This window comes from Streptomyces sp. NPDC031479, assembly GCF_055581065.1.
Genome location: NZ_JBVIKC010000050.1, coordinates 1 through 24,421, shown reverse-complemented (window position 1 = coordinate 24,421; position 24,421 = coordinate 1). Strand labels below are relative to the sequence as shown.

The window sequence follows — 24,421 nt, the reverse complement described above, 5'->3', positions numbered from 1 at the left end:
GTAACCGGTCAGCGGGAAAGGGGGGCCGAGGGCGCGTGGTCCGCGTTCGGCCGCTGCGTCGGAAGTGTCGCACGGGGGCGGCACTCCGGGGGTTCGATGCTGATGCGGGGCAGCCGGCGGTCCAGCCAGCGGGGTATCCACCAGTTCGCCCCGCCGAGCAGGTGCATGAGGGCGGGGACGAGCAGGGTGCGCAGGACGAAGGCGTCCAGCGCGACGGCGGCGGCGAGGGCGATGCCGAACATCGCGATGAGGCGGTCGCCGCTGAGCACGAACGCGAGGAAGACGGAGATCATGATGACGGCCGCGGAGTTGATCACCCGGCTGGTCTCGGCGAGTCCCACCCGGACGGCCCGCCGGTTGTCACCGGTCTCCAGCCATTCCTCGTACATCCGGCTGACCAGGAACACCTGGTAGTCCATGGAGAGCCCGAACAGCACGGAGACCATGATCACCGGGAGGAAGGGCTCGATCGGGCCGGCGCTGCCGAGGCCCAGCAGCTCGCTCCCCCAGCCCCATTGGAAGATCACGACGACCACGCCGAAGGACGAGGCGACGGCCGCGACGTTCATGGCGGCCGCCTTGAGCGGGATGCCGAGGGAGCGGAAGGCCAGCAACAGGAGCAGGCAGCCCAGGGTGATGACCACCCCGACGAAGAGGGGCAGCTTGCCGACGATCACCCCGGCGAAGTCGTCGTAGCCGGCCGTCACGCCGCCGACGTGGGCCTCCATGGTGCTGCCCTGCGCGGCGCGCGGGATGACGTCCCGGCGCAGGGTGTCGACCAGCTCGCTCGTGGCCCGGGACTGCGGCGCGGACCGCGGTACGACCGTGAGGACGGCGGTGTCTCCGCTGCGGTTGAAGACGGCGGGACCGGCGGAGGCGACGTTCCCGGTGGTGCGCAGGGCCTCGGTCAGCCGGTCGACGGCGACGTGGTCGCCGGCCCCGTCGAGGCGGGCGACGATCGCGAGCGGGCCGTTCGTGCCGGGCCCGAACCCCTCGGCCAGCAGGTCGTACGCCTTGCGGGTGGTGGATCCGGCCGGATTGTTGCCCTGGTCGGAGGTGCCGAGGTGGAGCGAGAGGGTGGGCAGTGCCAGCACCAGCATGACCAGCGTGGCGAGCAGGCCGAGCGGCTTGGGGTGGCGCTCCACGAAGGCGGACCAGCGGGCTGCGAATCCGGTGGGCGACTCCGGGCGGGGGCCCTCGGCGGCGAGTTTGCGGCGTTCGCGGCGCGAGAGGGCCCGGGGGCCTATGTACGAGAGGAGGGCGGGCAGCAGGGTGACGGAGGCCGCCACCGTGAGGACCACGGTGAGGGAGGCGGCCAGCGCGACGCCGTCGAGGAAGTCCAGCCGCAGCACCAGCATGCCGAGCAGGGCTATGCAGACGGTGGCCCCGGCGAAGACGACGGCACGGCCCGTGGTGGCGACGGCGTTCTCGGCGGCCTCGGCGACGGTGAGCCCGCGGGTCAGCCCCTTGCGGTGCCGCGTGACGATGAACAGGGCGTAGTCGATGCCCACACCGAGGCCGACGAGCGTGCCCAGCATCGGCGCGAAGTCGGCGACGGGCATGGCGTGCCCGAGGAGGGTGATTGCGAAGTAGGCGCTGCCGACGCTCACCAGGGCGGTCGCGATGGGCAGCAGGCTCGCGGCGAGGGAGCCGAAGGCGAGGAAGAGGACCACGGCGGCGATGACGACGCCGATGACCTCGGCGAGGTGGGCGCTGGGCGCCTCGGTCAGCCCTATCGCGCGGCCGCCGAGTTCGACCTGGAGTCCGTCGGCCCGGGTGGCCGGGTCGCGGACCGTGTCCACGACCGCCTTGGCCTGGGAGCGGGGTACGGAGTCGGCCGGCCGGTCGAAGGTGACGACGGCGTAGGCGGTGCGGCCGTCGGGGCTGATCTGCGCGGCGCCGGCGGGGCCCGGCCCGTAGGGCCCGACGACCGATCCGACGCCGGGCAGGGCGGCGACGGCGTCCAGGGCCCGGGTCATGCGCCGTTCGACGTCCGGGGTCCGCGCGTTCTGGTGGTCCGGGGTCCGCCACACGATGGTGTCGGTGTCACCGCCCTGACCGTGGAAACCCTCCCGCAGGAGGGCGTTGGCCTTCGCCGACTCCGTGCCGGGAACCTCGTAGTCGTTGGAGAACGCGGTTCCGGCCGCGCCGGCCGCGGCGGCGGTGGCGCCGAGGGCGAGCAGCCAGATCAGGACGGTGACCAGTCGGTGCCGCATGCACCACCGTGCGATTGCTGCCAACGGACGTGCTCCCTGGTGGTTCGGATCTTCAGCGGGAGGCGGCCCGACGCAAAGAACTCGTGAACTCGTGAACTGCTGGATTTGTGAAAAGGCGGGGTGGTCTACACCTCAAAACGCCACGATCTCAGCGTTCGGTGATCCTTGGCGCATTTCGTGTGCATCGTCACAGGCCCGCGCGGGTGCGGGGCTCCCGGTCAGGGGGCGGGCGGGACGGAAGGCGGGTCGGCGCGGTAGCCGGGGACCGAGGGCCAGCGCACGGTGAGGACCACCGCGTCCTCCTCGGCGTACCAGGAGTGGTCGACCCCGCGCCCCCAGACCACGTAGTCCCCCTGCTCGGCGAGGACCACGGTCCGGCCGGGGAACTCCAGCCGGAACCGGCCGCTGATGAGGACCTGGAGCGCGGTGCGGTGTTCACCGGTGACCCACCGGGCGCGTTCCTCGCCCTTGGGGTGGACGCCCCACTTGATCTCGACGTCCTCGCTGTGGCGGGGGTCGCCGGGCTCCTTGAAGTGACCGAGCAGCCAGCCCCGGTCGGCGGCGGCGTCGGGCGCGGCCTTGCCGGTGTAGATCACGGTTTCGTCGTTCACGGGCCGAGGCTATTGCAGTTGTGGAAGCGGGCCGACAGCTGGTGAGCTGGCCCGATGACGATGGATCAGGACGAACTGCTGAAGGTGCGCGACCGGTACGACGCGCAGATGCGGCGCGACGCCGTGCCCGACGCCGCGAACGCGCGGGTGGAACGGGTGGGGGCGGTCGTCCGGCAGACCGTGCCGGGGCTCGGCTGGAACGGCGTGCTGTGGTCGGACCTCGACGCGGACACGGCGGACGCGGAGATCGCGGCGCAGGTGGCGCACTTCGGGGCGCACGCCGACGCCGGGGGCGACGAGGAGTTCGAGTGGAAGCTCTACTCCCACGACCGGCCCGCCGACCTCGGGGACCGGCTGCGGGCGGCGGGCTTCGTGCCGGAACCGCCGGAGACCCTGCTGGTGGGCCGGTCCGATGAGCTCGCCGCGCTGTCGGCGGAGCCGCCGGAGGGGATCACCCTGCGGGTGGTCACGGACGAGGCCGGGGTGGACCTGATGATGGAGGTCCACCGGCGGGCCTTCGGCAGGGAGCGGCCGCGGATCCGGGAGGGGATGCTGAGTCTGCTGCGGGACGAGCCGGACACGATCGAGGCCGTCCTCGCGATGGCCGGAGACGTTCCGGTCAGCGCGGCCCGCATGGAGATGCGACCCGGCTGCTCCTTCGCCGGCCTGTGGGGCGGCGGGACCGACCCGCAGTGGCGCGGGCGGGGCATCTACCGCCTGTTGGTGGCCCACCGGGCCCGCGTCGCGGCGGCCCGCGGCATCCCGTACCTCCAGGTGGACGCCTCGGAGGACAGCCGCCCGATCCTGGAGCGGCTGGGCTTCGGGGTCCTGGGCGTGACGACCCCGTACATCCGGCGGCGCTGACGGGGGACCGGGGTGGCGGTGGGGACCCGTCGCGGAGGTCCCGGACCGTCCCGGCCGGGGCCCACGACGGACGGACCCCCGTGGCCGGAACTCGCCCCCCGGTGGGGCCGAGGGGGCAGGATCGGGCGCATGGAACGCATAGGACCTCCCCTGACCGGGAACGAACGCGAGACGCTGCGCGCGTACCTCGACTTCCACCGGGCCACCCTCGCCTGGAAGTGCGAGGGCCTCACCGACGAGGAGCTGCGCCGCCCGGCCTCACCGCCGTCCACCCTGTCGCTGCTCGGTCTCGTCCGGCACATGGCGGAGGTGGAGCGCCAGTGGTTCCGCCGCACGATCGGCGGGGCGGTCGTCCCGCACCTGTGGTCCGAGGAGCACGACTTCCAGGCCGCCTACGACGCCTCCGGCGCGACCCGCGCCGAGGCGTTCGCCGCGTGGGAGGCGGAGGTCGAGCACTCCCGCGCCGTCGAGGCCGCCGCAGCGTCCCTGGAGGTGACGGCGCACGTCCCGAAGTGGGAGGCGGACGCCTCGCTCCGGCTGGTGATGCTGCACATGATCCACGAGTACGCCCGCCACAACGGCCACGCGGACTTCCTCCGCGAGGCCATCGACGGCACCGTCGGGGCGTGAACACCCGGGGCACGGGCGCTCGGGGCGCGGGCGCTCAGGCCGGACGCCGGTAGCCCCGTCCGCGCACGCACCGCTTCGGCAGGGCGAGCTTCCTGCGCGGGTACGCCGTCAGGGCGCGGGGGGTGGCGGTGTCGCGGGCCGGCCAGACGTACGCCGGCGCCGGGTCCGAACCGAGCAGCTCCGGCAGCCCGGCCCGGACCCGGTCGGCCAGGGCCGTGCCGGCGCGCGGCACCCGCCGGACGTCGCGCGGGGCCTCGCCGGCCCGTACGGGCGGCTCCGCGTCCGAACCGGGCGCGGCCCCACATCGTGGGGTGTGCGGAGCCCCCGACAGCCGCCGGTGGGCCGTCGTCGGTGACGTGGACCCGGCGGACGCGCTCGGTGGCCTCCTCCGCCCCGGTCACCGTGAACGTGAAGTCCTCGCCCCTCATGAGCTTGAGGACCACGCCCTCCCAGCCCTCACCCACCGCCGCGTCCGCCCCTCCCCCCACACCCTTATAGTTAGGGCAGCCTAACCTAAAACTCTGGGGGAAGAGTGTGAGCAGTGTGACTACCGAGGCCTACGAGGTCTACCGCGACAGCTGGGGCATCCCCCACCTCCGTGCGTCCGACCCCCTCCGGCTCTCCTACGCCCAGGGCCGCGTCACGGCCGTGGACCGGGCCTGGCAGCTGGAGGTCGAACGGCACCGCGCCCAGGGCTCCAGCGCCGCGTTCCTCGGGCCCGAGTGCGTCACCTGGGACCGGTTCGCCCGCCAGGCCCGCCTCGACGACACCGCCCAGCGCTGCCACGAGGCCCTCGACCCCGACACCGCGGCCTGGGTGCGCGCCTACGTCGACGGGGTCAACGCCGGCCTCGCCGAAGGCGCCGCCCGCGACGACCGGTTCGCGCGCACCGGCCACACCCCCACCCCCTGGGAGCCCTGGGTCCCGCTCTCGATCTGGATCGGCACCCACATCCTCTTCGCGGGCTTCGCCACCAAGCTCTGGCGCGAGCGCGTGGCCCGCGTCCTGGGCCACGGGGCCACCACCCTCTTCGCGACGGACGGACCGGGCACCGCGGGCAGCAACGGGTGGCTGGTCCCGGGCGGGCGGACCGCCACCGGCGCGGCGATCATCGCCGGCGACCCGCACCGGTTCATCGAGGACCCCGGTGTCTACCAGCAGATACGCCTGGCCTGCCCCGAGTACGACGTCCTCGGCCTGGCGGTCCCGGGCGTCCCCGGGCTCGGCCACTTCGGGCACACGGGCGGCGTCGCCTGGGCGATCACCAACGCCATGGCCGACTACCAGGACCTCTACGTCGAGCGGCTCAGGGCCGCGGCCGACGGGGACGGGGTGGAGGCCCTCGGCCCGGACGGCACCTGGGAGCCAGTGGCCCGGCACACGGAGACCGTCACCGTGGCCGGGGGACCGGAGGTGGAGGTCGAGGTCCTGGAGACCCGCCGCGGCCCGGTGATCATCCGCCCGGACGCCCCGGAAGGCCCGGACGCCCCGGACGCCCCGGACGCCCCGATCACCGTCCGCACCACCACCACCACGGCCCCCGCCGACGCCGTGACCACTCCGGACGCCCCCGACGCCCCCGACACCCCCCAGACCCTCTCCCTCCGCTACCCGCCCCGCGTCCGCGCGGACCTCGGCTTCGCCGCCCTCCCCGCGCTGCTGCGCGCCCGCACCGTCGCCGACGTCGACCGCGCCCTCGACGGCTGGGCCGAGCCCGTCAACGTCGTCCACGCCGCCGACACGGAGGGCGGCCTCCTGCACCGCGTCGCGGGCGCCGTCCCGCTGCGCGACCCCGCCAACCGGCTCCGCCCGGTGCCCGCCTGGGAGCCGCGGCACGCCTGGCGGGGCTGGACGCCCACCCCCGCCGAGCCGGTGCAGGGCTTCGCCGTCATGGCGAACGCACGCGGCATCGCCTCCCCCCTCGGCGTGGAGTTCGCGCCCCCGCACCGCGCCAACCGCATCCGCGCGCTGCTCAGCGGCTCGGCGGACTGGACGCCCGGCGCGATGGCCGACGTGCACCGGGACACGCACCTCGCGTCGGCAGCGCCCCTGCTCGACCTGCTTGCCGCGCTCGACGGCCTCTCCCCCGCCGCCGACCGGCTCCGGGCCCGGCTGCTCGCGTGGGACCGGCACATGGAGGCCGACAGCACCGACGCCACCGCCTTCTCGGCCCTGCGCACCGCGACCGTACGCCGTCTCGCGGCCGACCCGGTCTTCGCGGGCCTGGCCGGTGCCCCGGCCGGCCCCGACGTGTTCCACCCGTGGCTGTACCTGGTCCCGCGCGTCGGCTACGCCCTGGAGGGCCTGCTCACCACCTCCCTCCTGCCCGCCCTGGACCGGGCGGCGCACGTCCGGGCCGCCCTGGAGGAGACGGCCGCCGCGGACCTCCCCGACACCCCCTGGTCCCGGGTGCACGTCCTCGCCCCGTGGCAGGCGGTCCCCGACCCGCGGGCGCAGTGGCCCGGCCTCGGCGGCGACCACGACTGCGTCAACGCCACCTCCTCCGTCCCCGGGTTCACCGACCGCACCGCCCGCGCCTCGGCCGCCCGCTACGTCTGGGACCTGGCCGACCGCCGGAACAGCCTCTGGGCCGTCCCGCTGGGCGCGGACGGCGTCACCGGCTCCCCCCACCACCGCGACCAGCTCCCGCTCTGGGCCGACTGCGCCCTCGTCCCCGTCGTCACCGACTGGGCCCTGCTCACCAAGGAAGAGTCCGCATGACCACCGCCTCCACCCGCACCCCCGTCCACACCCACCCCGTCGAGGGCTTCGGGACGGTCACCATCACCCCCGTGGACCCCGCCGCCGATTCCGCGCTGATCCACAGCTGGGTCACCGAGGAACGCGCCCGCTTCTGGGGCATGGGCGGGGCGAGCCGCGAGCTGGTCCAGGAGATCTACGAGGACGTCGACCGCCGCACCACCCACCACGCGTTCCTGGTCGGCCTCGACGGGGAGCCGGTGGCCCTGTTCCAGACGTACGACTGCGCCGAGGACCGGGTCGGCGAGTGCTACGAGGTCCGGCCCGGCGACGTCGGCGTGCACCTGCTGATCGGGCCGACCGGCGGCGCGGCCCGGCACGGCTTCACGGGAACCCTGGTCGCGACCTTCGTCGCCTACCTGTTCTCCGATGCGGGCGCCCGCCGGGTGGTCGCCGAGCCGGACGCCCGCAACGCCAAGGCCATCTCCCTGCTGGAGCGTTCCGGCTTCGTGCTCGGTCCGGAGGTGGAGCTCCCGGAGATCGACCTCCCCGAGGTCCACCTGCCGGCCAAGCCCGCCCGTCTCGCCTTCCTCAGCCCGCGGGCCGCTCGCTGAGGAACTCCTCGACCAGCCCGGCCCGTTCGGCCGGGCGCCCGGCGAAGGGGAGGTGCCCGGTGGGCGGTTCCGCGTACCGGGCACCCGGCACGGCGCGGCCGGCTCCCGCCGGAGGGCGAGCGGCACGAGCGCGCCGCCGCCCCCGTGCGCCTTCAGCCCGCCGGCACCCCGAGGTCCTCGCGCATGGCGGTGCGCATCTCCCGGGTCAGGGCCCAGATGCCGTGCTGGGCCCGAGAGGCCGTCGCCATCGTCTCGCCCGCCTCGGGGGCGTCCCGCTCCAGGCGCTTGACCTGCCCGTAGACGGCGTTCAGGGACCGGTTGACGGCGGACGCGCGCTCCAGCACCGTGTCCGGGGCGATCATCTGCGCCTCCGAGTAACTGTCCCGGTGCGCGGCCTTCGCCGCGTCGAGCGCCTCCCGGTCCGTCTCCTCGACGGCGCGTTCCCGCATCACGTGCAGGTGGCGGTTGAGGGCGGTGGCGAACTGGCGGGAATCCCGGTTGAGGGCCGTGTAGCAGGCGCGCCGCAGCGTCAGGCCGGCGCGGACCTCCTCGTGCCCGCGCACGAGTTCTATCTCGCGGCGCTTCGCCCGCGCCGCACCCCGCTGGGTGAGCAGCGCCCCGCCCAGGGTCCCCGCCACGCCCACGACCGCGATGACCACCGCACCGATCTCCACCCGCACACCCCCTGTACGCAGACGGGCGGCCCGTACCGATCGGGTCGATCGGTACGGGCCGCCACCTCACAGCCCGTGGAGTTACTCGGAGACGCCGAGCTTCTCCAGGATGAGCTCCTTGACGCGCGCCGCGTCGGCCTGGCCGCGGGTGGTCTTCATGACCGCGCCGACCAGGGCGCCGACAGCGGCGACCTTGCCACCGCGGATCTTGTCTGCGATGGCCGCGTTGCCCGCGATGGCCTCGTCCACGGCCGCGCCGAGCGCGCCCTCGTCCGAGACGACCTTCAGGCCGCGCTTCTCGACGACCTCGTCCGGGGTGCCCTCGCCGGCGAGAACGCCCTCGATGACCTGACGGGCCAGCTTGTCGTTCAGGTCGCCGGCCGCGACCAGGGCCGCGACCCGGGCCACCTGGGCCGGGGTGATCGGCAGCTCGTCGACGACGACGCCCTGCTCGTTGGCGTTGCGGGCCAGCTCGCCCATCCACCACTTGCGCGCGGCGGCCGAGTCGGCGCCCGCCTCGATGGTGGCGACGATGGAGTCGACCGCGCCCGCGTTGAGGATGGACTGCATGTCGTGCTCGCTGACGCCCCACTCCTCACGGAGCCGGTTGCGGCGCACGCGCGGCATCTCGGGCAGGCCGCCGCGCAGCTCCTCGACCCAGTCACGGGCCGGGGCGACGGGGACCAGGTCGGGCTCCGGGAAGTACCGGTAGTCCTCGGCGTTGTCCTTGATGCGGCCGGCCGTGGTGGAGCCGTCCTCCTCGTGGAAGTGCCGGGTCTCCTGCACGATCGTGCCGCCGGACGACAGCACGGCCGCGTGGCGCTGGATCTCGAAGCGCGCCGCACGCTCGACGGAGCGCAGCGAGTTGACGTTCTTCGTCTCGCTGCGGGTGCCGAACTCGGACTCGGGGGTCGGGCGCAGCGACAGGTTCACGTCGCAGCGCATCTGGCCCTTGTCCATGCGGGCCTCGGAGACGCCGAGCGCCTTGATGACCTCGCGCAGCTCGGCCACGTACGCCTTGGCGACCTCGGGGGCGCGCTCGCCCGCGCCCTCGATCGGCTTGGTGACGATCTCGATGAGCGGGATGCCGGCGCGGTTGTAGTCCAGCAGGGAGTGCGACGCGCCGTGGATGCGGCCGGTGGCACCGCCGACGTGCAGCGACTTGCCGGTGTCCTCCTCCATGTGGGCGCGCTCGATCTCCACGCGGAAGATCTCGCCGTCCTCCAGCTGTACGTCGAGGAAGCCGTTGAAGGCGATCGGCTCGTCGTACTGGGAGGTCTGGAAGTTCTTCGGCATGTCCGGGTAGAAGTAGTTCTTCCGGGCGAAGCGGCACCACTCGGCGATCTCGCAGTTCAGCGCGAGACCGATCTTGATGGCCGACTCGACGCCGATCGCGTTGACGACCGGGAGCGAGCCGGGCAGACCGAGGCAGGTGGGGCAGGTCTGCGAGTTGGGCTCGGCGCCCAGCTCGGTGGAACAGCCACAGAACATCTTGGTCTTGGTGCCGAGCTCGACATGGACCTCAAGGCCCATGACGGGGTCGTACGACGCGAGGGCGTCTTCGTACGACAGCAGTTCGGTGAAGGTGGTCACGGTGAAACTTTCCCTCTCAGCCCAGCAGGACGTCGTCGTCGCCCAGGCGCTTCAGCTCGCGGTACAGGATCGCGAGACCGGTGACGATGGCGGCGGCGGACACGACGGCGTCGACCAGCTTCAGCGTGTCGTGCTCGGTGCGGGCCTTGCGGGCCTGCTTGAGCACGCTGATGGCACCGAAAGCGGTGGTGCCGATCGACAGGTACGTACCGGACTTGGACTTCTTGAAGCCCTTGGCCTTGGACAGCGCACTCGAACTCACAGCGACGGTGCCTCCTCAAGCAGCGGGTGCCCCCAGCGCTCGACGAAGGCGGCCTCGACGGCGGCACCGACCTTGTACAGCCGGTCGTCCTTCATCGCGGGGGCGATGATCTGCAGTCCGACCGGGAGACCGTCCTCCGGTGCCAGGCCGCAGGGGAGCGACATGGCGGAGTTGCCGGCCAGGTTGGTCGGGATGGTGCACAGGTCCGCGAGGTACATCGCCAGCGGGTCGTCGGTGCGCTCACCGATGGCGAAGGCGGTGGTCGGGGTCGTCGGGGAGACGATCACGTCGACCTGCTCGAAGGACTTCTCGAAGTCCTTCGTGATGAGCGTGCGGACCTTCTGGGCGGAGCCGTAGTACGCGTCGTAGTAGCCGGAGCTGAGCGCGTACGTGCCGAGGATGACGCGGCGCTTGACCTCGTCGCCGAAGCCGGCTTCGCGGGTCAGGGCGGTGACGTCCTCGGCGGACCTGGTGCCGTCGTCGCCGACGCGCAGGCCGTAGCGCATGGCGTCGAAGCGGGCGAGGTTCGAGGAGCACTCGGACGGCGCGATCAGGTAGTACGCGGCCATCGCGAGGTCGAACGACGGGCAGTCCAGCTCGACGATCTCGGCGCCGAGCTCCTTGAGGAGCTCCACCGACTCGTTGAAGCGCTGGACGACGCCGGCCTGGTAGCCCTCGCCGGCGAACTGCTTGACCACACCGACGCGCATGCCGGCGACGGAGCCGTTGCGGGCCGCCTCGACGACCGGCGGGACCGGGGCGTCGATGGAGGTGGAGTCGAGCGGGTCGTGGCCGGCGATGACCTCGTGGAGCAGCGCCGCGTCCAGGACCGTACGGGCGCAGGGTCCGCCCTGGTCCAGGGAGGAGGAGAAGGCCACCATGCCGTAGCGGGAGACGCCGCCGTAGGTGGGCTTGACGCCGACGGTGCCCGTGACGGCGGCGGGCTGACGGATGGAACCGCCGGTGTCCGTGCCGATGGCGAGCGGGGCCTGGAACGCGGCGAGGGCCGCGGCGCTGCCGCCGCCGGAGCCGCCGGGGATCCGGGTGAGGTCCCAGGGGTTGCCGGTGGGGCCGTAGGCGCTGTTCTCCGTGGAGGACCCCATGGCGAACTCGTCCATGTTGGTCTTGCCGAGGATGACGACGTCGGCTTCCTTCAGCTTGCGCGTCAGGGTGGCGTCGTACGGCGGGATCCAGCCTTCGAGGATCTTCGAACCGACGGTGGTCGGGACCCCGACGGTGGTGAAGATGTCCTTGAGCGCGAGCGGGACGCCGGCCAGCGGGCCGAGCTCCTCGCCGGCGGCCTTCTTGGCGTCGACGGCACGGGCCTGCGCGAGGGCACCCTCGCGGTCGACGTGCAGGAAGGCGTGGACCTTCTCGTCGGTCGCCTCGATCCGGGCCAGGTGGGCCTCGGTGACCTCGACGGCCGTGAGCTCGCCGGAGGCGATCTTCTCGGCGGTCTGCGCGGCCGTGAGCTTGATGATGTCGATCATGACTGTTAGTCCTCCCCCAGGATCTGCGGCACCTTGAAACGCTGCTGCTCCTGGGCGGGAGCGCCGGAAAGCGCCTGCTCGGGGGTGAGCGACGGACGGACCTCGTCCGCGCGCATGACGTTCGTCAGCGGCAGCGGGTGGGAGGTCGGCGGGACGTCTTGGTCGGCGACCTCGGAAACGCGGGCGACCGCGCCGATGATGTCGTCGAGCTGTCCTGCGAAGTGGTCGAGCTCTTCGCTCTTCAGCTCCAGACGCGCCAGCCGAGCGAGGTGGGCGACCTCCTCGCGCGTGATGCCAGGCATGCAGCGATCCTCTGGGGGTGGTGAGTGTGTAGGTTTCGGGCCCAATCCTATGGGGCCCGGCCCCGACCCACTAAACGGTTACCCCCGGACCCCCGCGTCAGGAGGGGGAACCGGTCGGCGTCTCCGACGTGGCGGCGGCCGCTGCGGCGAGTTCCGCCGTGATGTCGGCCGGGCGGCGCCAGCCGCGTTCGCCGCGCGCCAGCAGCCAGGCCGTCGCCTCCTGGGGAGGCATGGCGGCGGCGACCAGCCAGCCCTGGACGGCGTCGCAGCCCAGGTCCCGCAGGCGTTCCCAGGTCTCGTCGTCCTCCACGCCCTCGGCGACGACCAGCAGCCCCAGGGAGTGCGCCAGGTCCACCGTGCACCGCACGATCTCCGCGTCCTGCGCGTCCACCGCCAGCCGGGCGACGAAGGACCGGTCGATCTTCAGCTCGCTCACCGGGAGCCGGCGCAGGTGCACGAGCGAGGAGTAGCCGGTGCCGAAGTCGTCCAGGGACATCTTCACCCCGTGGCCGGTCAGCCCGGCCATGGTGTCGGCCGCCCGCTGGGGGTCCTCCAGCAGCACGTGCTCCGTTATCTCCAGCTGGAGGCCGCTCGCCGGGACCCCGTGCCGGGCCAGGCGCGCCGCCACCGCTCCGGCGAAGCCCGGGGTGTGGACGTCGCGCGGGGAGACGTTGACGGCGACCGGGACCTTCAGGCCCTGCGCCCGCCAGCGCGCGACCTGCGCGAGGGCGGTCTCCAGGACGTACTCCGTCAGGTGCGGCATCAGTCCGGAGGTCTCGGCGATCGCGATGAACTCGTCGGGCGGGACCCTGCCACGCTCCGGGTGCACCCAGCGGACGAGGGCCTCCAGCCCCGCCACCTGGCCGTCGAAGCGGACCTTCGGCTGGTAGTGGAGTTCCACCTCGCCGGCGTCCAGGGCCCGCCGCAGGTCGCCGAGGAGGCCGAGCCGGTCGGGCGTGTTGCTGTCGCGCTTGGACTCGTAGACCTCCACGCCGGTGCGGTCGCGCTTGGCCTGGTACATGGCCACGTCGGCCCGCCGCAGCAGCCCCTCCGCGTCCAGCGCGTGGTCGGGGAAGACGGCGAGGCCTGCGCTGGCCTCCAGGACGAGGGTGAGGCCGTCCAGGTCGAGGGGGGAGCTGAGCTCGGCGACCAGGTGGCGGGCGACCCGCTGGGCGCTGGTGGTGGAGTCCGCGAAGGGCAGCAGGACGGCGAACTCGTCGCCGCCCAGACGGGCCGCCTCCGCGTCGGGCGGGAGGGCCTGGCGCAGCCGGTCGGCGATCTGGAGCAGCAGCCGGTCCCCCGCCAGGTGGCCGAGGGTGTCGTTGACGGCGCGGAAGCGGTCCAGGTCGATCAGCACCAGGGCCGACCGGGTGCCCAGCCGTTCGGCCTCGTCCAGCGCGGACCAGGCCCGCTCCAGCAGCCACTGCCGGTTCGGCAGCCCGGTCAGCGGGTCGCGCAGCTGTTCCTCGGCTCGGGCCCGCGCGATCCACAGGGTGGAGTCGAGGGCGATGAGCGGTACCGCGAACAGCGGCAGCAGCACCGGCTGGGTACTGGCGACCACGCAGATCAGCGGGGCGATGCCGAGCAGGGCCGCGGCGACGAGCGCCTGCCGGATCAGGGCGGTACGGGCCACGGTGGGCAGCCCGCCGCCGCGCGGGGTCAGCGCGAACCACAGCAGGACCCGGGTGACGAGCAGGTAGGAGACGGCGACCAGGACCACCTCGGGGACGGCCGCGAGGTCCCAGGTGGTGGGCGACCAGGGCTCCCCGACGGTCGGGGCGTCGCCGAAGGCGGCCAGGACGAGGGCCCCCGCGCCGATGCCGAGGATGTCGACGGAGCCGTGCAGCAGGCCCTGGCGCCAGCGGTGCCGGCGGGCGGCGCCGACCAGGGAGACCACCGCGAGCGAGACGAGTCCGGCCGGAATCCACCCGTAGAGGATGAGTACGCCCAGGGTGAGGGCCGCGCCCGACCCGGTGCCGCCCCACCAGCGGTCCCGGCCCAGTGCCACGAGGTGGCCGACAATGATGCCCGTGAGCAGGGCCAGCGCCCAGCCGACGGTGCCTCCGGGGAACAGTGCCTGACGGTCGGTCAGTGCCAGGGCGATGCCGCCGAGGAGCACGACGGCGGACAGGCCCACGACGACGAGGGGCAGCACGGTGCGCCGCCGCCCCTGCCCCGTCCCGCCGCCCGATCCGGTGTCGAGGGCACGGGTCTCCGGTGTCCTGGCCCCCAGGACACCGAGCCGGCCCGCCCGCATGGGCGGGATGTCCCCGCCGAATTCAGGTGACGGGTCGGCGCTTTCGGTGGGTTTCATGCCCGTCCCTCTCACAGCCGGCGATGCCGATGTCACGCGATGGCCCCGATGTCATGCCATCACGGCCGGAAGCGCATCAGGCAGCCGTGCACGACAGGCGCACCCCACAACAGTAGGACGCGAGAGGCTCCCAGGGGCAGCTGTCGGCGGTGGTTGCCCGAATGCGACCCAGCCATCCTCATCAGTACGGTATCCGCCGAACGGGTGAGTTTGGACCAGGACCCCCGGCTCACCCATCCGATGATCCGACAGCTCACCGCCCCAGGACCAGCCCTGTACCGGCCGTTTACCACCGGACTCCGCGCCGGGCGTGCGCCCGCCCGTACGGCCGCACGCCACGCATCCGTTCGCCTTCGCCACTCCCTGCGGGCGATTCCCGTTCGGGCTACTCCCCCGCCGCGCCCCCGCCCTCGATCGGCAGCGCCGCCTCGCGGGCCGCGTCCGGTCCCCGCTCCAGCAGGACGGCGAAGCCGGCGTCGTCGAGGACGGCCAGCCCCAGCTGCACCGCCTTGTCGTACTTGGAGCCGGGGTTGTCCCCGACCACGACGAAGGAGGTCTTCTTCGACACCGATCCGGTCACCTTGGCGCCCCGGCTCTGCAGGGCCTCCTTGGCGCCGTCCCGGGTGTGGCTCTGCAAAGTGCCGGTGACGACCACGGTCAGCCCCTCCAGCGGACGCGGGCCCTCCTCCTCGGCGGAACCTTCCTCTTCCATGCGGACACCGGCCTCCCGCCACTTGCGCAGGATCTCCTGGTGCCACTCGACGGCGAACCACTCCTTGAGGGAGGCGGCGATGATCGCCCCGACGCCCTCGGTGGCGGTCAGCTCCTCCTCGGTGGCCTGCTCGATGCGCTCGATCGACCGGAACTCCCGGGCCAGGGCCTCCGCCGCGACCGGGCCGACGTGCCGGATCGACAGGCCGTTGATGACGCGGGCGAGCGGGCGCTGCTTGGCCGCCGCGATGTTCTCCAGCATGGCCAGGGCGTTCTTCTTCGGCTCGCCCTTCTGGTTGGCGAAGACCGTGACGATCTTCTCCTCGCCCGTCTTCGGGTCCCGCTTGGGCAGCCCGCTGTCCTGGTCGAGGACGTACGCCTTGATGGGAAGCAGCTGCTCGATGGTGAGGCCGAAGAGGTCGCCCTCGTCGAGGAGCGGCGGCTCGGCGGGCTCCAGCGGGCCGGTGAGCGCGGCCGCCGCGACGATCCCGAAGTTCTCGATGTCCAGGCTCTGTCTGCCGCCGAGGTAGTAGAGCCGCTCGCGCAACTGCGCCGGGCAGGACTGCCCGTTGGGGCAGCGGACGTCGATGTCCCCCTCCTTCATCGGCCGCAGCGCCGTCCCGCACTCGGGGCACTCCGCGGGCATCACGAACTCCCGCTCGCCGCCGTCGCGCAGGTCCACCACCGGGCCCAGGATCTCGGGGATGACGTCGCCCGCCTTGCGGAGCACGACGGTGTCCCCGATGAGCACGCCCTTGGCCTTGACGACCTCCTGGTTGTGCAGGGTCGCGAACTCCACCTCGGAGCCCGCCACCGTGACCGGCTCCACCTGCGCGTACGGGGTCACGCGCCCGGTGCGGCCGACCCCGACCTTGATGTCGATCAGCTTGGTGTTGACCTCTTCCGGCGCGTACTTCCAGGCGATCGCCCAGCGCGGGGCGCGGGCGGTGGAGCCGAGCCGGCCCTGGAGCGCGATCTCGTCGAGCTTGACGACCACTCCGTCGATCTCGTGCTCCACCGAGTGCCGGTTCTCGCCGAAGTACGCGATGAAATCGCGGACTTCGGCGAGCGAGGAGACGACCTTGTTGTGCCGGGCGGTGGGCAGGCCCCACTCGTGGAGCAGCTCGTACGCCTGGGACTGGCGCTCGATCCCGAAGCCCTCGCGGGCGCCGATGCCGTGCACCACCATGTGCAGCGGGCGGCTCGCGGTGACCTTCGGGTCCTTCTGGCGCAGCGAACCGGCGGCCGCGTTGCGCGGGTTGGCGAAGGGCTTGCCCTGGGCCTCCACGAGCCGGGCGTTGAGCTCCTCGAACTTCTCCATCGGGAAGAAGACCTCGCCGCGGATCTCGACGAGGGCCGGGATCCGGTCGCCCTTCAGCCGGTCCGGGATCTCGGCGATGGTGCGGACGTTGGGCGTGATGTCCTCACCGGTGCGGCCGTCGCCGCGGGTGGCGGCCCGGGTCAGGCGGCCGTTCTCGTAGGTGAGGTTGACGGCGAGGCCGTCCACCTTGAGCTCGCACAGGTAGTGGAAGTCCGGGGTGTTGACGTCGCGGGCCACGCGCTCGGCCCAGGCGGCCAGTTCCTCGTCGTCGAAGGCGTTGTCGAGGGAGAGCATCCGCTCGCGGTGCTCGACGGAGGCGAAGTCCGTCTCGTACGCCCCGGCCACCTTCTGGGTGGGCGAGTCGGGGGTGCGCAGCTCGGGGTACTGCTCCTCCAGGGCCTCCAGCGAGCGCAGCAGCCGGTCGAACTCGGCGTCGCTGACGACCGGCTGGTCGTTGACGTAGTACCGGAAGCGGTGCTCCTCGACCTGCTCGGCGAGCAGCGCGTGCTGTTCACGCACCGCCGTCGGTACCGCCGTGTCCTGCTGTTCGGCTGCCATGCCGTGTCCTCCCGTGGCCCGTCTCGACCGTCACTCAGGGTTGTCGGCGAGCGACCTCGCCGCCCTGACGCAATGGGCCTGCACCGCGCGGGCGTACGCGGGCGAAGCGCCCGCCAGACCGCACGAGGGGGTGACCACGACGGACTCGGCGAGAGTCCCCGGAGCCAGCCCCAGCCTGCGCCAGAGCTTCCTGACACCCATGACGCTACCGCCCGGGTCCGACAACGGGCCGTCGGTGCCGGGCACCACTCCGGCGAAGAGTTTCACACCGCCTTCGACGGCCTCCCCGATGGCGTCGTCCTCGCGCTCGGTGAGCAAGGAGAAATCGAACGACACGCCCGTGGCGCCCGCCCGGCGCAGCAGGCCGAAGGGGACCTCGGGGGCGCAGGAGTGCACGATCACCTCCCCGTCGTGGACGGCGAACAGGTCCCGCAGGGTGGATTCGACGACCTGCCGGTCGACGGCCCGGTAGGTGCGGTAGCCGCTGGCGGAGCGGACCCGGCCGAGCAGGACGGCGGTGAGCGAGGGCTCGTCGTACTGGAGGACGATTTCGGCGCCCGGGATCCGCTTGCGCACGTCGGCCAGGTGGTCGCGCAGGCCCTCGGCGAGGGATCCGGCGAGGTCCCGGCAGGCGCCCGGGTCCTGGAGCAGCGCCTCGCCGCCGTGCAGCTCCAGCGCGGTGGCCAGGGTCCACGGCCCGACGGCCTGGACCTTGAGCCGGCCGGTGTACCCCTGGGTGAACTCCTCCAGGGCGTCGAGGTCCTCGCCGAGCCAGGAGCGGGAGCGGCGGGTGTCGCGGCCCGGTCGGTCGCTGATCCGCCAGCCGCTCGGCTCGACGTGGGCGTAGAGGTCGACGAGGAGGCCGAGGGAGCGGCCGATCATGTCCGCGCCGGGCCCGCGTGCGGGCAGTTCGGCGAGGTAGGGGAACTCCTCGAAGGACCCGGTGACGGTCTTGGCGGCCTCGCGGGCGTCGCCGCCGGGCAGCGAGCCGACGCCGGTGGCGCTCGCGGTCATCGGCCGGGCCTGACGCTCAGGTCGTTGACCTCGGCGTCGCGCGGGAGGTCCACGGCCATGACGATGGTGGTCGCCACCGACTCGGGGTCGATCCAGTGGGCGGGGTCGTACTCCTTGCCCTCCTGGGAGTGCACCTTGGCCTGCATCGGGCTGGCCGTGCGGCCCGGGTAGACGGAGGTCACGCGGATGCCGTTCTGCTTCTCCTCGGCGCGCAGGGAGTCGGCGAGGGCCCTGAGGCCGTGCTTGGAGGCGGCGTAGGCGCTCCAGTCCGCGTGGGCGGTGAGGCCGGCGCCGGAGTTCACGAAGACGACCGTGGCCTTGGAGGCCCGCAGGGTGGGCAGCAGCAGCCGGGTCACCTCGGCGGGGGCGATCAGGTTGACGTTGAGCTGCTGGTGCCAGGTCTTGGGGCGTAGCTCCGCGACGGGTCCGAGGTCGACGATCCCGGCGATGTGCAGGAGGGAGTCGATCCGCTCGGGGATCGGCTGCTTGGAGAAGGCCCAGGACAGCCGGTCGGGATCGGCGAGGTCGCCCACCAGGGTCCGCGCGCCGGGGTAGCGCTCGACGAGCTGCCGGGCGCGGGCGGCGTCGCGGGCGAGCAGGACGAGGTCGTCGCCGCGGGCGTGCAGGCGGGCGGCGACGGCGGCGCCGATGCCGGATCCGGCACCGGTGATCAGGTGAGTAGCCATACGGACCATGCTCGCACCCCTTCGGGGCCCGGGGTCCGCCCGGTGCGCCGCCCCGGTCGCCGCCGCCGTCCCGGGAGCGGTCAGAGTCCGGCGGCCGCGCGCAGGGACGCGGCCGTCTTCGAGGCGTCGTAGCCGGCGGGGACGCCCTCCACGAGGATGACCTCGCCCTCGATGTGGGTGGTGCGCAGCGGCAGGATGGCCCGGTAGGCGGGCGAGTCGTACCAGGCGCGGGCCCCCTCGATGTCGGGGAAGGCGATGACGACGACCGTGCCGGGCCAGGGGCCCTCCTTGGCCTCGACCTCCCGGCCGTGGACGAGGAAGCGGCCTCCGAAGGGGTTCATGGTGGCCTGGATCCCCTCGATGTAGCGGAGGATGTCCTGGTTCATGGTCTCGGGGCGGATGTGGCCGATGGCGTAGGCGGTCATGTCGGTCTCCCCTGTCGTACGGCCGGTGGGTTCCGGGCCGTTGCACCGATCGTGTCAGGGGGCGGGCGCGGCGGCGATTACCTCCGGGGTCATGCCGACGCGGGCTGGAAGGTGCGCCGGTAGGCGATCGGGGAGACTCCGAAGGCGGTCCGCATGTGCTGGCGCAGGGAGTTGGCGGAGCCGAAGCCGGACCGGTGCGCGACCAGGTCGACGGGCAGGTCGCTGGACTCCAGCAGGTGGCGGGCCGCTTCCAGGCGCTGGGCGGTGAGCCACTGGACGGGGGTCATGCCGACCTCGTCGCGGAACCGCCGGGTGAAGGTGCGCAGGCTCATCCGGGCGTGGGCGGCGAGCTCGGCGAGGGTGACCGGCTCGGCGAGTCGTTCCAGGGCCCAGGCGCGGGTGGCGGTGGTGGTGGCGACCGTGGGGGCGGGGACGGGGCGGTCGATGTACTGGGCCTGGCCGCCGTCGCGCCAGGGCGGGACGACGCACAGCCGGGCGGCGCGGTTGGCCACGGCCGTGCCGTGGTCCTGGCGGATCATGTAGAGGCAGAGGTCGACGCCCGCGGCCACGCCCGCCGAGGTGAGGACGTCGCCGTCGTCGACGAAGAGGACCTCCTCGTCGAGCCGGACGCGCGGGAAGCCCCGCTGGAACTCGGGGGCGTGCAGCCAGTGCGTGGTGGCGGGCCGCCCGTCGAGCAGGCCGGCGGCGGCGAGGACGTAGGAGCCGGTGCAGAGGGAGACGAGCCGGGTGCCGGGCCGGATCGCGGCGAGGGCGTCGACGAGCACCTGCGACAGGGGCGCGCCGTGCGCGAGCTCGTCCATGGCGTGGGTGGGCGGGACGATCACGGTGTCCGCCGCGGCGAGGGCCTCGGGGCCCGCCGAGACGCCGATGGTGAAGCCCGCGTCGCTGGTCACGGGCTGTCCGTCGGCGGTGCAGACGGTGAGCTCGTAGAGCGGGTTCCCGGCCTCGTCGTGGGCGTTGCCGAAGACCCGGGAGGGGATGCCGAGCTCGAACGGGGGGACGCCTTCGAGGGCGAGTACGGCGACACGGTGCATGGCCAGATTCTGTCACATGGTGGCCGGACGGCCAATACCGTGCGGTCGGGGGAGCGGCCAGAGTGGACCCGTCGGCCGGTGATACCGGTACGGAAACCCAGCAAGGAGACATTTCATGCGCGCCGTCGTCGTCAGCAAGTGGGGCGGACCCGAGGTCCTCGTCGAGACCGAGGCCGAGCGTCCCGAGCCCGGCATGGGCGAGGTGCTCGTCCGGGTGCACGCGGCCGGGGTGAACCCGGTGGACTGGAAGACCCGCGAGAGCGGCGGCCTGATCCCCTGGGGTCCGGTTCCGGCGGTCGGCTGGGACGTGTCGGGCACCGTGGAGGCCGTCGGACCGGGCGTGACCCTGTACCGGGTGGGCGACGAGGTGTACGGGATGCCCCGCTTCCCGCAGCAGGCCGGCGCGTACGCCGAGTACGTGACCGCCCCCGCCCGGCACCTCGCCCGCAAGCCGGCCTCGCTGAGCCACGTGGAGGCGGCGGCCCTGCCGCTGGCCGCGCTGACCGCCTGGCAGGCGCTGGTGGACACCGCCCGGGTCTCGGCCGGGCAGCGCGTCTTGGTGCACGCCGCGGCCGGCGGGGTCGGTCACCTCGCCGTGCAGATCGCGAAGGCCCGGGGCGCGTACGTGATCGGCACGGCGAGCGCCGGCAAGCACGAGCTGCTGCGCGGACTCGGCGCCGACGAGGTGATCGACTACCGCACCACCGACTTCGAGGACGCGGTCGCGGACGTGGACGTCGTCATCGACGCCATGGGCGGGGACCACGGGGAGCGCTCGCTGAAGGTGCTCAAGCCCGGCGGGCACCTGGTGACCCTGCCCGGCCCGGACGGGATCCCGGCCGACCCGCGGGGCGTGCACGCCTCCTGGGTCCTGGTGGAGCCGGACCTGAAGGGGCTGGAGGAGATCTCCGCCCTGGTCGAGCGGGGTCTGCTCAAGCCGCTGATCGACACGGTGCTGCCGCTGGAGGAGGCCGCGAAGGCCCACGAGATCGGCGAGCGGGGCCGCACCACCGGCAAGATCGTCCTGACCGTCGCCTGAGGGCGGCCGGCCCGGCCCGGCGGCGGTCGGGAGAGGGATCGCCCCGCCCCCGCTCCCGCCCGCGCCCTGGACGGGGGCGGGGGCGGGAGCGGGGCGGGACGCCCGGGTCAGACCGCGGCGGCCGCGGCCTTGGTGGTGGTGGCGATGGTGGCGGAGCCGACCACGCGGGTGCCGTCGTAGAGCACGATCGCCTGGCCGGGGGCCACGCCGCGGACCGGCTCGGTGAAGGTGACGCGCAGCTCGCCGTCCACCACCTCGGCGAAGACCTCGGTCTCGCCCCCGTGGGCGCGCAGCTGCGCGGTGTAGGTGCCGGGGGCGGCCGCGGTGGAACCGCACCAGCGGGGGCGGATCGCGGTGAGGGCGCTGACGTCGAGGGCCTCGACGGGGCCGACGGTGACCGTGTTGTTCACCGGGGAGATGTCGAGGACGTAGCGGGGCTTGCCGTCGGGAGCGGGGTGGCCGATCCGCAGGCCCTTGCGCTGGCCGATGGTGAAGCCGAAGGCGCCCTCGTGGGTGCCGACCTTCTCGCCGCTCTCGTCGACGATGTCGCCCTCGGCCCGGCCCAGGCGGTTCGCGAGGAAGCCCTGGGTGTCGCCGTCGGCGATGAAGCAGATGTCGTGGCTGTCGGGCTTCTTCGCGACGGCCAGACCGCGCTCCTCGGCCTCGGCGCGGATCTCGTCCTTGGTGGTGAGGGTGTCACCGAGGGGGAAGAGGGCGTGCGCGAGCTGCTTCTCGTCGAGGACGCCGAGGACGTAGGACTGGTCCTTGGCCATGTCGGAGGCGCGGTGCAGCTCGCGGGTGCCGTCCTCGTTCAGGACGACGGTGGCGTAGTGGCCGGTGCAGACGGCGTCGAAGCCGAGGGCCAGGGCCTTGTCGAGCAGCGCCGCGAACTTGATCTTCTCGTTGCAGCGCAGGCAAGGGTTCGGGGTGCGGCCTGCCTCGTACTCCGAGATGAAGTCCTCGACGACGTCCTCGCGGAAGCGCTCGGCGAGGTCCCAGACGTAGAAGGGGATGCCGATGACGTCGGCGGCGCGGCGGGCGTCGCGGGAGTCCTCGATGGTGCAGCAGCCACGGGCGCCGGTCCGGAAGGACTGCGGGTTCGCGGAGAGCGCCAGGTGGACGCCGGTGACGTCGTGCCCGGCTTCGACCGCGCGGGCGGCGGCGACGGCGGAGTCCACGCCGCCGGACATGGCGGCCAGGACGCGAAGGGGGCGGGCGGTGCGCGGCAGGTTCTCAGTCATAGCACCGTCCAGAGTACGGGGAACCGCGCGGGGTCACAGCGCGTTATCGGCTCTGGGGGGTGGATCACATGACGGAGCAGGGGACGAAGGGGCCGGGGAAGCCGGGCGGGCGCCCGGCGGGCCGGACCCGCAGGGCGGTGCTCTTCGGCGGGCTCGGGGTGCTCGGGGCGGCGGCGCTCGTGGGCCGGGAGGAGATCGGGCGGGCCTGGTGGCTGCTGCCGGGCGTGCGCAAGCCGCGCAAGGAGGGTGAGCTGGACCACGCGGGGGCGAGCTGGACCGCGGCTTCCCCGGCGAACTGGCGGATGGCGGACCGGCCCGACGACTACCGGGTGGACCGGATCGTCGTGCACGTCACCCAGGGCAGTTTCGCGTCCTCGGTGGACGCCTTCAGGAATCCGTTCCACAAGGCCTCCGCGCACTACATCGTCCGCCAGGACGGCCACGTGGAGCAGATGGTGCGCGAGCTGGACGTGGCCTTCCACTCCGGGAACCGCTCGATGAACGAGCGCAGCGTGGGCATCGAGCACGAGGGTTTCGTGGACCGGCCGCAGGACTTCACCGATGCGCTGTACGCGGCGTCGGCCCGGCTGGCCGCCGATGTCTGCCGGAGGTACGGCATACCGGTGGACCGCACCCACTTCCTGGGGCATTCCGAGGTCCCGGGCGCCGACCACACGGACCCGGGCCCCCACTGGGACTGGGACCGCTACCTCGGGCTGGTCCGCACCGAGCTCACGGCGACCGCCACGCCGGCCGCCGCTTCGCCGACGGCCTAGCTGAGGCCCGCCGTACGGGCGCGTTCGACGGCCGGGCCGATGGCGGCGGCCACCGCGGCGACGTCGTCGCGGGTGGAGGTGTGGCCGAGGGAGAACCGCAGGGTGCCCCGGGCCAGCTGCGGGTCCGTGCCGGTCGCCAGCAGGACGTGGCTGGGCTGGGCGACGCCCGCGGTGCAGGCCGAGCCGGTGGAACATTCGATGCCCTGGGCGTCCAGGAGCAGCAGCAGGGAGTCGCCCTCGCAGCCGGGGAAGCTGAAGTGGGCGTTGGCGGGGAGGCGGTCCTCGGGGTCGCCGCCCAGGACGGCGTCGGGGACGGCCGCCAGGACGGCGCCGATGAGCTCGTCGCGCAGGGCGCCGACCTCGGCGGCGAAGCGTTCGCGCCGCTCGGCGGCGAGTACGGCCGCGACGGCGAAGGCGGCGACGGCCGGCACGTCGAGGGTGCCGGAGCGGACGTGCCGCTCCTGGCCGCCGCCGTGCAGGACGGGGACGGGGCTCTGGTCGCGGCCGAGGAGCAGCGCGCCGATGCCGTAGGGTCCGCCGATCTTGTGGCCGCTGACGGTCATGGCGGCGAGCCCGCTGTCGCCGAAGCGGACGTCGAGCTGCCCGAAGGCCTGGACGGCGTCGGAGTGCAGCGGGATCGCGAACTCGTCGGCGACGGCCGCGAGTTCACGGACCGGCATGACGGTGCCGATCTCGTTGTTGGCCCACATGACGGTGGCCAGGGCCACGTCCTCGGGAGCCCGCTCGACGGCTTCGCGGAAGGCCTCGGGGTGGACCCGCCCGTAGCGGTCGACGGGCAGGTACTCGACCCGCGCGCCCTCGTGCTCGCCCAGCCAGTGCACGGCGTCGAGGACGGCGTGGTGTTCGACGGGGCTGGCGAGGATGCGGGTGCGGGCGGGGTCGGCGTCGCGGCGGGCCCAGTAGAGGCCCTTGACGGCGAGGTTGTCCGCCTCGGTGCCGCCCGCGGTGAAGACCACCTCGCTCGGGCGCGCGCCGAGTGCCTCGGCGAGGGACTCGCGGGCCTCCTCGACGGTGCGGCGGGCCCGGCGGCCGGCGGCGTGCAGGGAGGACGCGTTACCCGTGGCGGCGAACTGCGCGGTCATCGCCGCAGCGGCTTCCGGGAGCATCGGCGTGGTCGCGGCGTGGTCGAGGTAGGCCATGATCCCCCGATTCTACGAGTCCCCGGGCGCCGGGTTTCCCGGGGTACGCGGGACCGGGGACGGCCGGGGCCGGCAGCGGGGCGGGGGGGGGGGGGGGGGGGGGGGGGGGGGGGGGGGGGGGGGGGGGGGGGGGGGGGGGGGGGGGGGGGGGGGGGGGGGGGGGGG

The 24,421-nt window shown here is 73.5% G+C and carries 21 protein-coding genes and 1 pseudogene; 6 read left to right on the top strand and 16 right to left on the bottom strand.

Annotation, left to right across the window (positions count from 1 at the left end):
• Nucleotides 1-8 precede the first annotated feature (8 nt).
• Both ACZ5D2_RS34525 and ACZ5D2_RS34520 read right to left on the bottom strand, forming a co-directional pair.
• Nucleotides 9-2,240, bottom strand: coding sequence for an MMPL family transporter (locus ACZ5D2_RS34525; protein WP_468934948.1), 2,232 nt, complete (start codon nt 2,238-2,240; stop codon nt 9-11).
• A gap of 194 nt (nt 2,241-2,434) precedes the next feature.
• Nucleotides 2,435-2,827, bottom strand: coding sequence for a cupin domain-containing protein (locus ACZ5D2_RS34520; protein ID WP_468934945.1), 393 nt, complete (start codon nt 2,825-2,827; stop codon nt 2,435-2,437).
• A 60-nt stretch (nt 2,828-2,887) separates the two neighbouring features.
• Here ACZ5D2_RS34520 and ACZ5D2_RS34515 point away from each other — a divergent pair, with 60 nt between their 5' ends.
• Both ACZ5D2_RS34515 and ACZ5D2_RS34510 read left to right on the top strand, forming a co-directional pair.
• The gene (locus tag ACZ5D2_RS34515) at nt 2,888-3,691 is read left to right on the top strand and encodes a GNAT family N-acetyltransferase (protein ID WP_371681150.1); all 804 of its coding nucleotides are present in this window, start codon (nt 2,888-2,890) and stop codon (nt 3,689-3,691) included.
• Between the two features lie 129 nt (nt 3,692-3,820).
• Nucleotides 3,821-4,321 carry a DinB family protein gene (locus ACZ5D2_RS34510; RefSeq protein ID WP_371676540.1) on the top strand — a complete coding sequence of 167 codons (501 nt, stop codon included), beginning with the start codon at nt 3,821-3,823 and terminating at the stop codon, nt 4,319-4,321.
• A gap of 34 nt (nt 4,322-4,355) precedes the next feature.
• On the opposite strand, the pseudogene ACZ5D2_RS34505 reads toward ACZ5D2_RS34510, so the two are convergent.
• Nucleotides 4,356-4,785, bottom strand: a pseudogene (locus ACZ5D2_RS34505) (hypothetical protein).
• A 70-nt stretch (nt 4,786-4,855) separates the two neighbouring features.
• On the opposite strand from ACZ5D2_RS34505, the gene ACZ5D2_RS34500 reads away from it, so the two are divergent.
• Both ACZ5D2_RS34500 and ACZ5D2_RS34495 read left to right on the top strand, forming a co-directional pair.
• Entirely contained in the window at nt 4,856-7,042 is a 2,187-nt protein-coding gene (locus tag ACZ5D2_RS34500; protein WP_468934943.1) for a penicillin acylase family protein, read from the top strand.
• The gene (locus ACZ5D2_RS34495; RefSeq protein ID WP_371676542.1) at nt 7,039-7,635 is read left to right on the top strand and encodes a GNAT family N-acetyltransferase; all 597 of its coding nucleotides are present in this window, start codon (nt 7,039-7,041) and stop codon (nt 7,633-7,635) included. Before ACZ5D2_RS34500 ends, ACZ5D2_RS34495 begins: the two co-directional genes overlap by 4 nt.
• 152 nt (nt 7,636-7,787) lie before the next feature.
• Here ACZ5D2_RS34495 and ACZ5D2_RS34490 read toward each other — a convergent pair whose 3' ends face one another.
• The 11 genes from ACZ5D2_RS34490 to ACZ5D2_RS34440 all read right to left on the bottom strand — a co-directional run bounded on the left by ACZ5D2_RS34490 (nt 7,788) and on the right by ACZ5D2_RS34440 (nt 20,040).
• A complete protein-coding gene (locus ACZ5D2_RS34490) occupies nt 7,788-8,309 on the bottom strand; it encodes a hypothetical protein (protein ID WP_371676543.1) in 522 nt (173 codons plus the stop codon).
• An 81-nt stretch (nt 8,310-8,390) separates the two neighbouring features.
• Nucleotides 8,391-9,902 carry an Asp-tRNA(Asn)/Glu-tRNA(Gln) amidotransferase subunit GatB gene (gene gatB / locus ACZ5D2_RS34485; RefSeq protein ID WP_356209863.1) on the bottom strand — a complete coding sequence of 504 codons (1,512 nt, stop codon included), beginning with the start codon at nt 9,900-9,902 and terminating at the stop codon, nt 8,391-8,393.
• A gap of 16 nt (nt 9,903-9,918) precedes the next feature.
• Nucleotides 9,919-10,164, bottom strand: a complete 246-nt coding sequence (locus ACZ5D2_RS34480; RefSeq protein ID WP_280916273.1) for a hypothetical protein — start codon at nt 10,162-10,164, stop codon at nt 9,919-9,921.
• Nucleotides 10,161-11,654, bottom strand: coding sequence for an Asp-tRNA(Asn)/Glu-tRNA(Gln) amidotransferase subunit GatA (gene gatA / locus ACZ5D2_RS34475; protein ID WP_371676544.1), 1,494 nt, complete (start codon nt 11,652-11,654; stop codon nt 10,161-10,163). The genes ACZ5D2_RS34480 and gatA overlap by 4 nt, the downstream gene beginning before the upstream one ends.
• A gap of 5 nt (nt 11,655-11,659) precedes the next feature.
• Nucleotides 11,660-11,956, bottom strand: a complete 297-nt coding sequence (gene gatC / locus ACZ5D2_RS34470; RefSeq protein WP_007266718.1) for an Asp-tRNA(Asn)/Glu-tRNA(Gln) amidotransferase subunit GatC — start codon at nt 11,954-11,956, stop codon at nt 11,660-11,662.
• Nucleotides 11,957-12,053: 97 nt separating this feature from the next.
• On the bottom strand, nt 12,054-14,270 hold the full coding sequence (locus tag ACZ5D2_RS34465) for a putative bifunctional diguanylate cyclase/phosphodiesterase (RefSeq protein WP_468934936.1): 2,217 nt from the start codon (nt 14,268-14,270) through the stop codon (nt 12,054-12,056).
• Between the two features lie 385 nt (nt 14,271-14,655).
• Nucleotides 14,656-16,860: an NAD-dependent DNA ligase LigA gene (ligA, locus tag ACZ5D2_RS34460; RefSeq protein ID WP_468934933.1), complete on the bottom strand. Its 2,205-nt coding sequence runs from the start codon at nt 16,858-16,860 to the stop codon at nt 14,656-14,658.
• 30 nt (nt 16,861-16,890) lie between these two features.
• The gene (locus tag ACZ5D2_RS34455) at nt 16,891-17,874 is read right to left on the bottom strand and encodes a methionine synthase (RefSeq protein ID WP_371676547.1); all 984 of its coding nucleotides are present in this window, start codon (nt 17,872-17,874) and stop codon (nt 16,891-16,893) included.
• Nucleotides 17,871-18,560 (bottom strand): SDR family oxidoreductase, encoded by a 690-nt coding sequence (locus ACZ5D2_RS34450; protein ID WP_468934930.1) that lies wholly within the window; start codon nt 18,558-18,560, stop codon nt 17,871-17,873. The genes ACZ5D2_RS34455 and ACZ5D2_RS34450 overlap by 4 nt, the downstream gene beginning before the upstream one ends.
• 80 nt (nt 18,561-18,640) lie before the next feature.
• Nucleotides 18,641-18,985, bottom strand: a complete 345-nt coding sequence (locus tag ACZ5D2_RS34445) for a DUF1330 domain-containing protein (protein ID WP_468934928.1) — start codon at nt 18,983-18,985, stop codon at nt 18,641-18,643.
• An 89-nt stretch (nt 18,986-19,074) separates the two neighbouring features.
• On the bottom strand, nt 19,075-20,040 hold the full coding sequence (locus ACZ5D2_RS34440; RefSeq protein WP_468934924.1) for a GlxA family transcriptional regulator: 966 nt from the start codon (nt 20,038-20,040) through the stop codon (nt 19,075-19,077).
• 115 nt (nt 20,041-20,155) lie between these two features.
• Between ACZ5D2_RS34440 and ACZ5D2_RS34435 the strand changes: the two genes are divergently transcribed.
• Complete coding sequence (locus ACZ5D2_RS34435) at nt 20,156-21,079, top strand: NADP-dependent oxidoreductase (protein ID WP_468934920.1); 924 nt, start codon at nt 20,156-20,158, stop codon at nt 21,077-21,079.
• Between the two features lie 107 nt (nt 21,080-21,186).
• On the opposite strand, the gene mnmA is transcribed toward ACZ5D2_RS34435, so the two are convergent.
• Entirely contained in the window at nt 21,187-22,320 is a 1,134-nt protein-coding gene (gene mnmA / locus ACZ5D2_RS34430; RefSeq protein ID WP_371676552.1) for a tRNA 2-thiouridine(34) synthase MnmA, read from the bottom strand.
• 68 nt (nt 22,321-22,388) lie between these two features.
• Here mnmA and ACZ5D2_RS34425 point away from each other — a divergent pair, with 68 nt between their 5' ends.
• The gene (locus tag ACZ5D2_RS34425) at nt 22,389-23,096 is read left to right on the top strand and encodes an N-acetylmuramoyl-L-alanine amidase (RefSeq protein ID WP_371676553.1); all 708 of its coding nucleotides are present in this window, start codon (nt 22,389-22,391) and stop codon (nt 23,094-23,096) included.
• On the opposite strand, the gene ACZ5D2_RS34420 is transcribed toward ACZ5D2_RS34425, so the two are convergent.
• A complete protein-coding gene (locus tag ACZ5D2_RS34420; RefSeq protein WP_468934916.1) occupies nt 23,093-24,256 on the bottom strand; it encodes a cysteine desulfurase family protein in 1,164 nt (387 codons plus the stop codon). The genes ACZ5D2_RS34425 and ACZ5D2_RS34420 overlap by 4 nt on opposite strands.
• Nucleotides 24,257-24,421 lie beyond the last annotated feature (165 nt).

What these genes read in the sequence shown, in the direction of transcription:
- ACZ5D2_RS34515 (WP_371681150.1), top strand. Translation starts at nt 2,888, where the DNA reads ATGGATCAGGACGAACTGCTGAAGGTGCGCGACCGGTACGACGCGCAG.
- ACZ5D2_RS34510 (WP_371676540.1), top strand. Translation starts at nt 3,821, where the DNA reads ATGGAACGCATAGGACCTCCCCTGACCGGGAACGAACGCGAGACGCTG.
- ACZ5D2_RS34495 (WP_371676542.1), top strand. Translation starts at nt 7,039, where the DNA reads ATGACCACCGCCTCCACCCGCACCCCCGTCCACACCCACCCCGTCGAG.
- gatA (WP_371676544.1), bottom strand. Translation starts at nt 11,654, where the DNA reads ATGATCGACATCATCAAGCTCACGGCCGCGCAGACCGCCGAGAAGATC.
- gatC (WP_007266718.1), bottom strand. Translation starts at nt 11,956, where the DNA reads ATGCCTGGCATCACGCGCGAGGAGGTCGCCCACCTCGCTCGGCTGGCG.
- ACZ5D2_RS34465 (WP_468934936.1), bottom strand. Translation starts at nt 14,270, where the DNA reads ATGAAACCCACCGAAAGCGCCGACCCGTCACCTGAATTCGGCGGGGAC.
- ligA (WP_468934933.1), bottom strand. Translation starts at nt 16,860, where the DNA reads ATGGCAGCCGAACAGCAGGACACGGCGGTACCGACGGCGGTGCGTGAA.
- ACZ5D2_RS34455 (WP_371676547.1), bottom strand. Translation starts at nt 17,874, where the DNA reads ATGACCGCGAGCGCCACCGGCGTCGGCTCGCTGCCCGGCGGCGACGCC.
- ACZ5D2_RS34450 (WP_468934930.1), bottom strand. Translation starts at nt 18,560, where the DNA reads ATGGCTACTCACCTGATCACCGGTGCCGGATCCGGCATCGGCGCCGCC.
- ACZ5D2_RS34445 (WP_468934928.1), bottom strand. Translation starts at nt 18,985, where the DNA reads ATGACCGCCTACGCCATCGGCCACATCCGCCCCGAGACCATGAACCAG.
- ACZ5D2_RS34440 (WP_468934924.1), bottom strand. Translation starts at nt 20,040, where the DNA reads ATGCACCGTGTCGCCGTACTCGCCCTCGAAGGCGTCCCCCCGTTCGAG.
- ACZ5D2_RS34435 (WP_468934920.1), top strand. Translation starts at nt 20,156, where the DNA reads ATGCGCGCCGTCGTCGTCAGCAAGTGGGGCGGACCCGAGGTCCTCGTC.
- mnmA (WP_371676552.1), bottom strand. Translation starts at nt 22,320, where the DNA reads ATGACTGAGAACCTGCCGCGCACCGCCCGCCCCCTTCGCGTCCTGGCC.
- ACZ5D2_RS34425 (WP_371676553.1), top strand. Translation starts at nt 22,389, where the DNA reads ATGACGGAGCAGGGGACGAAGGGGCCGGGGAAGCCGGGCGGGCGCCCG.
- ACZ5D2_RS34420 (WP_468934916.1), bottom strand. Translation starts at nt 24,256, where the DNA reads ATGGCCTACCTCGACCACGCCGCGACCACGCCGATGCTCCCGGAAGCC.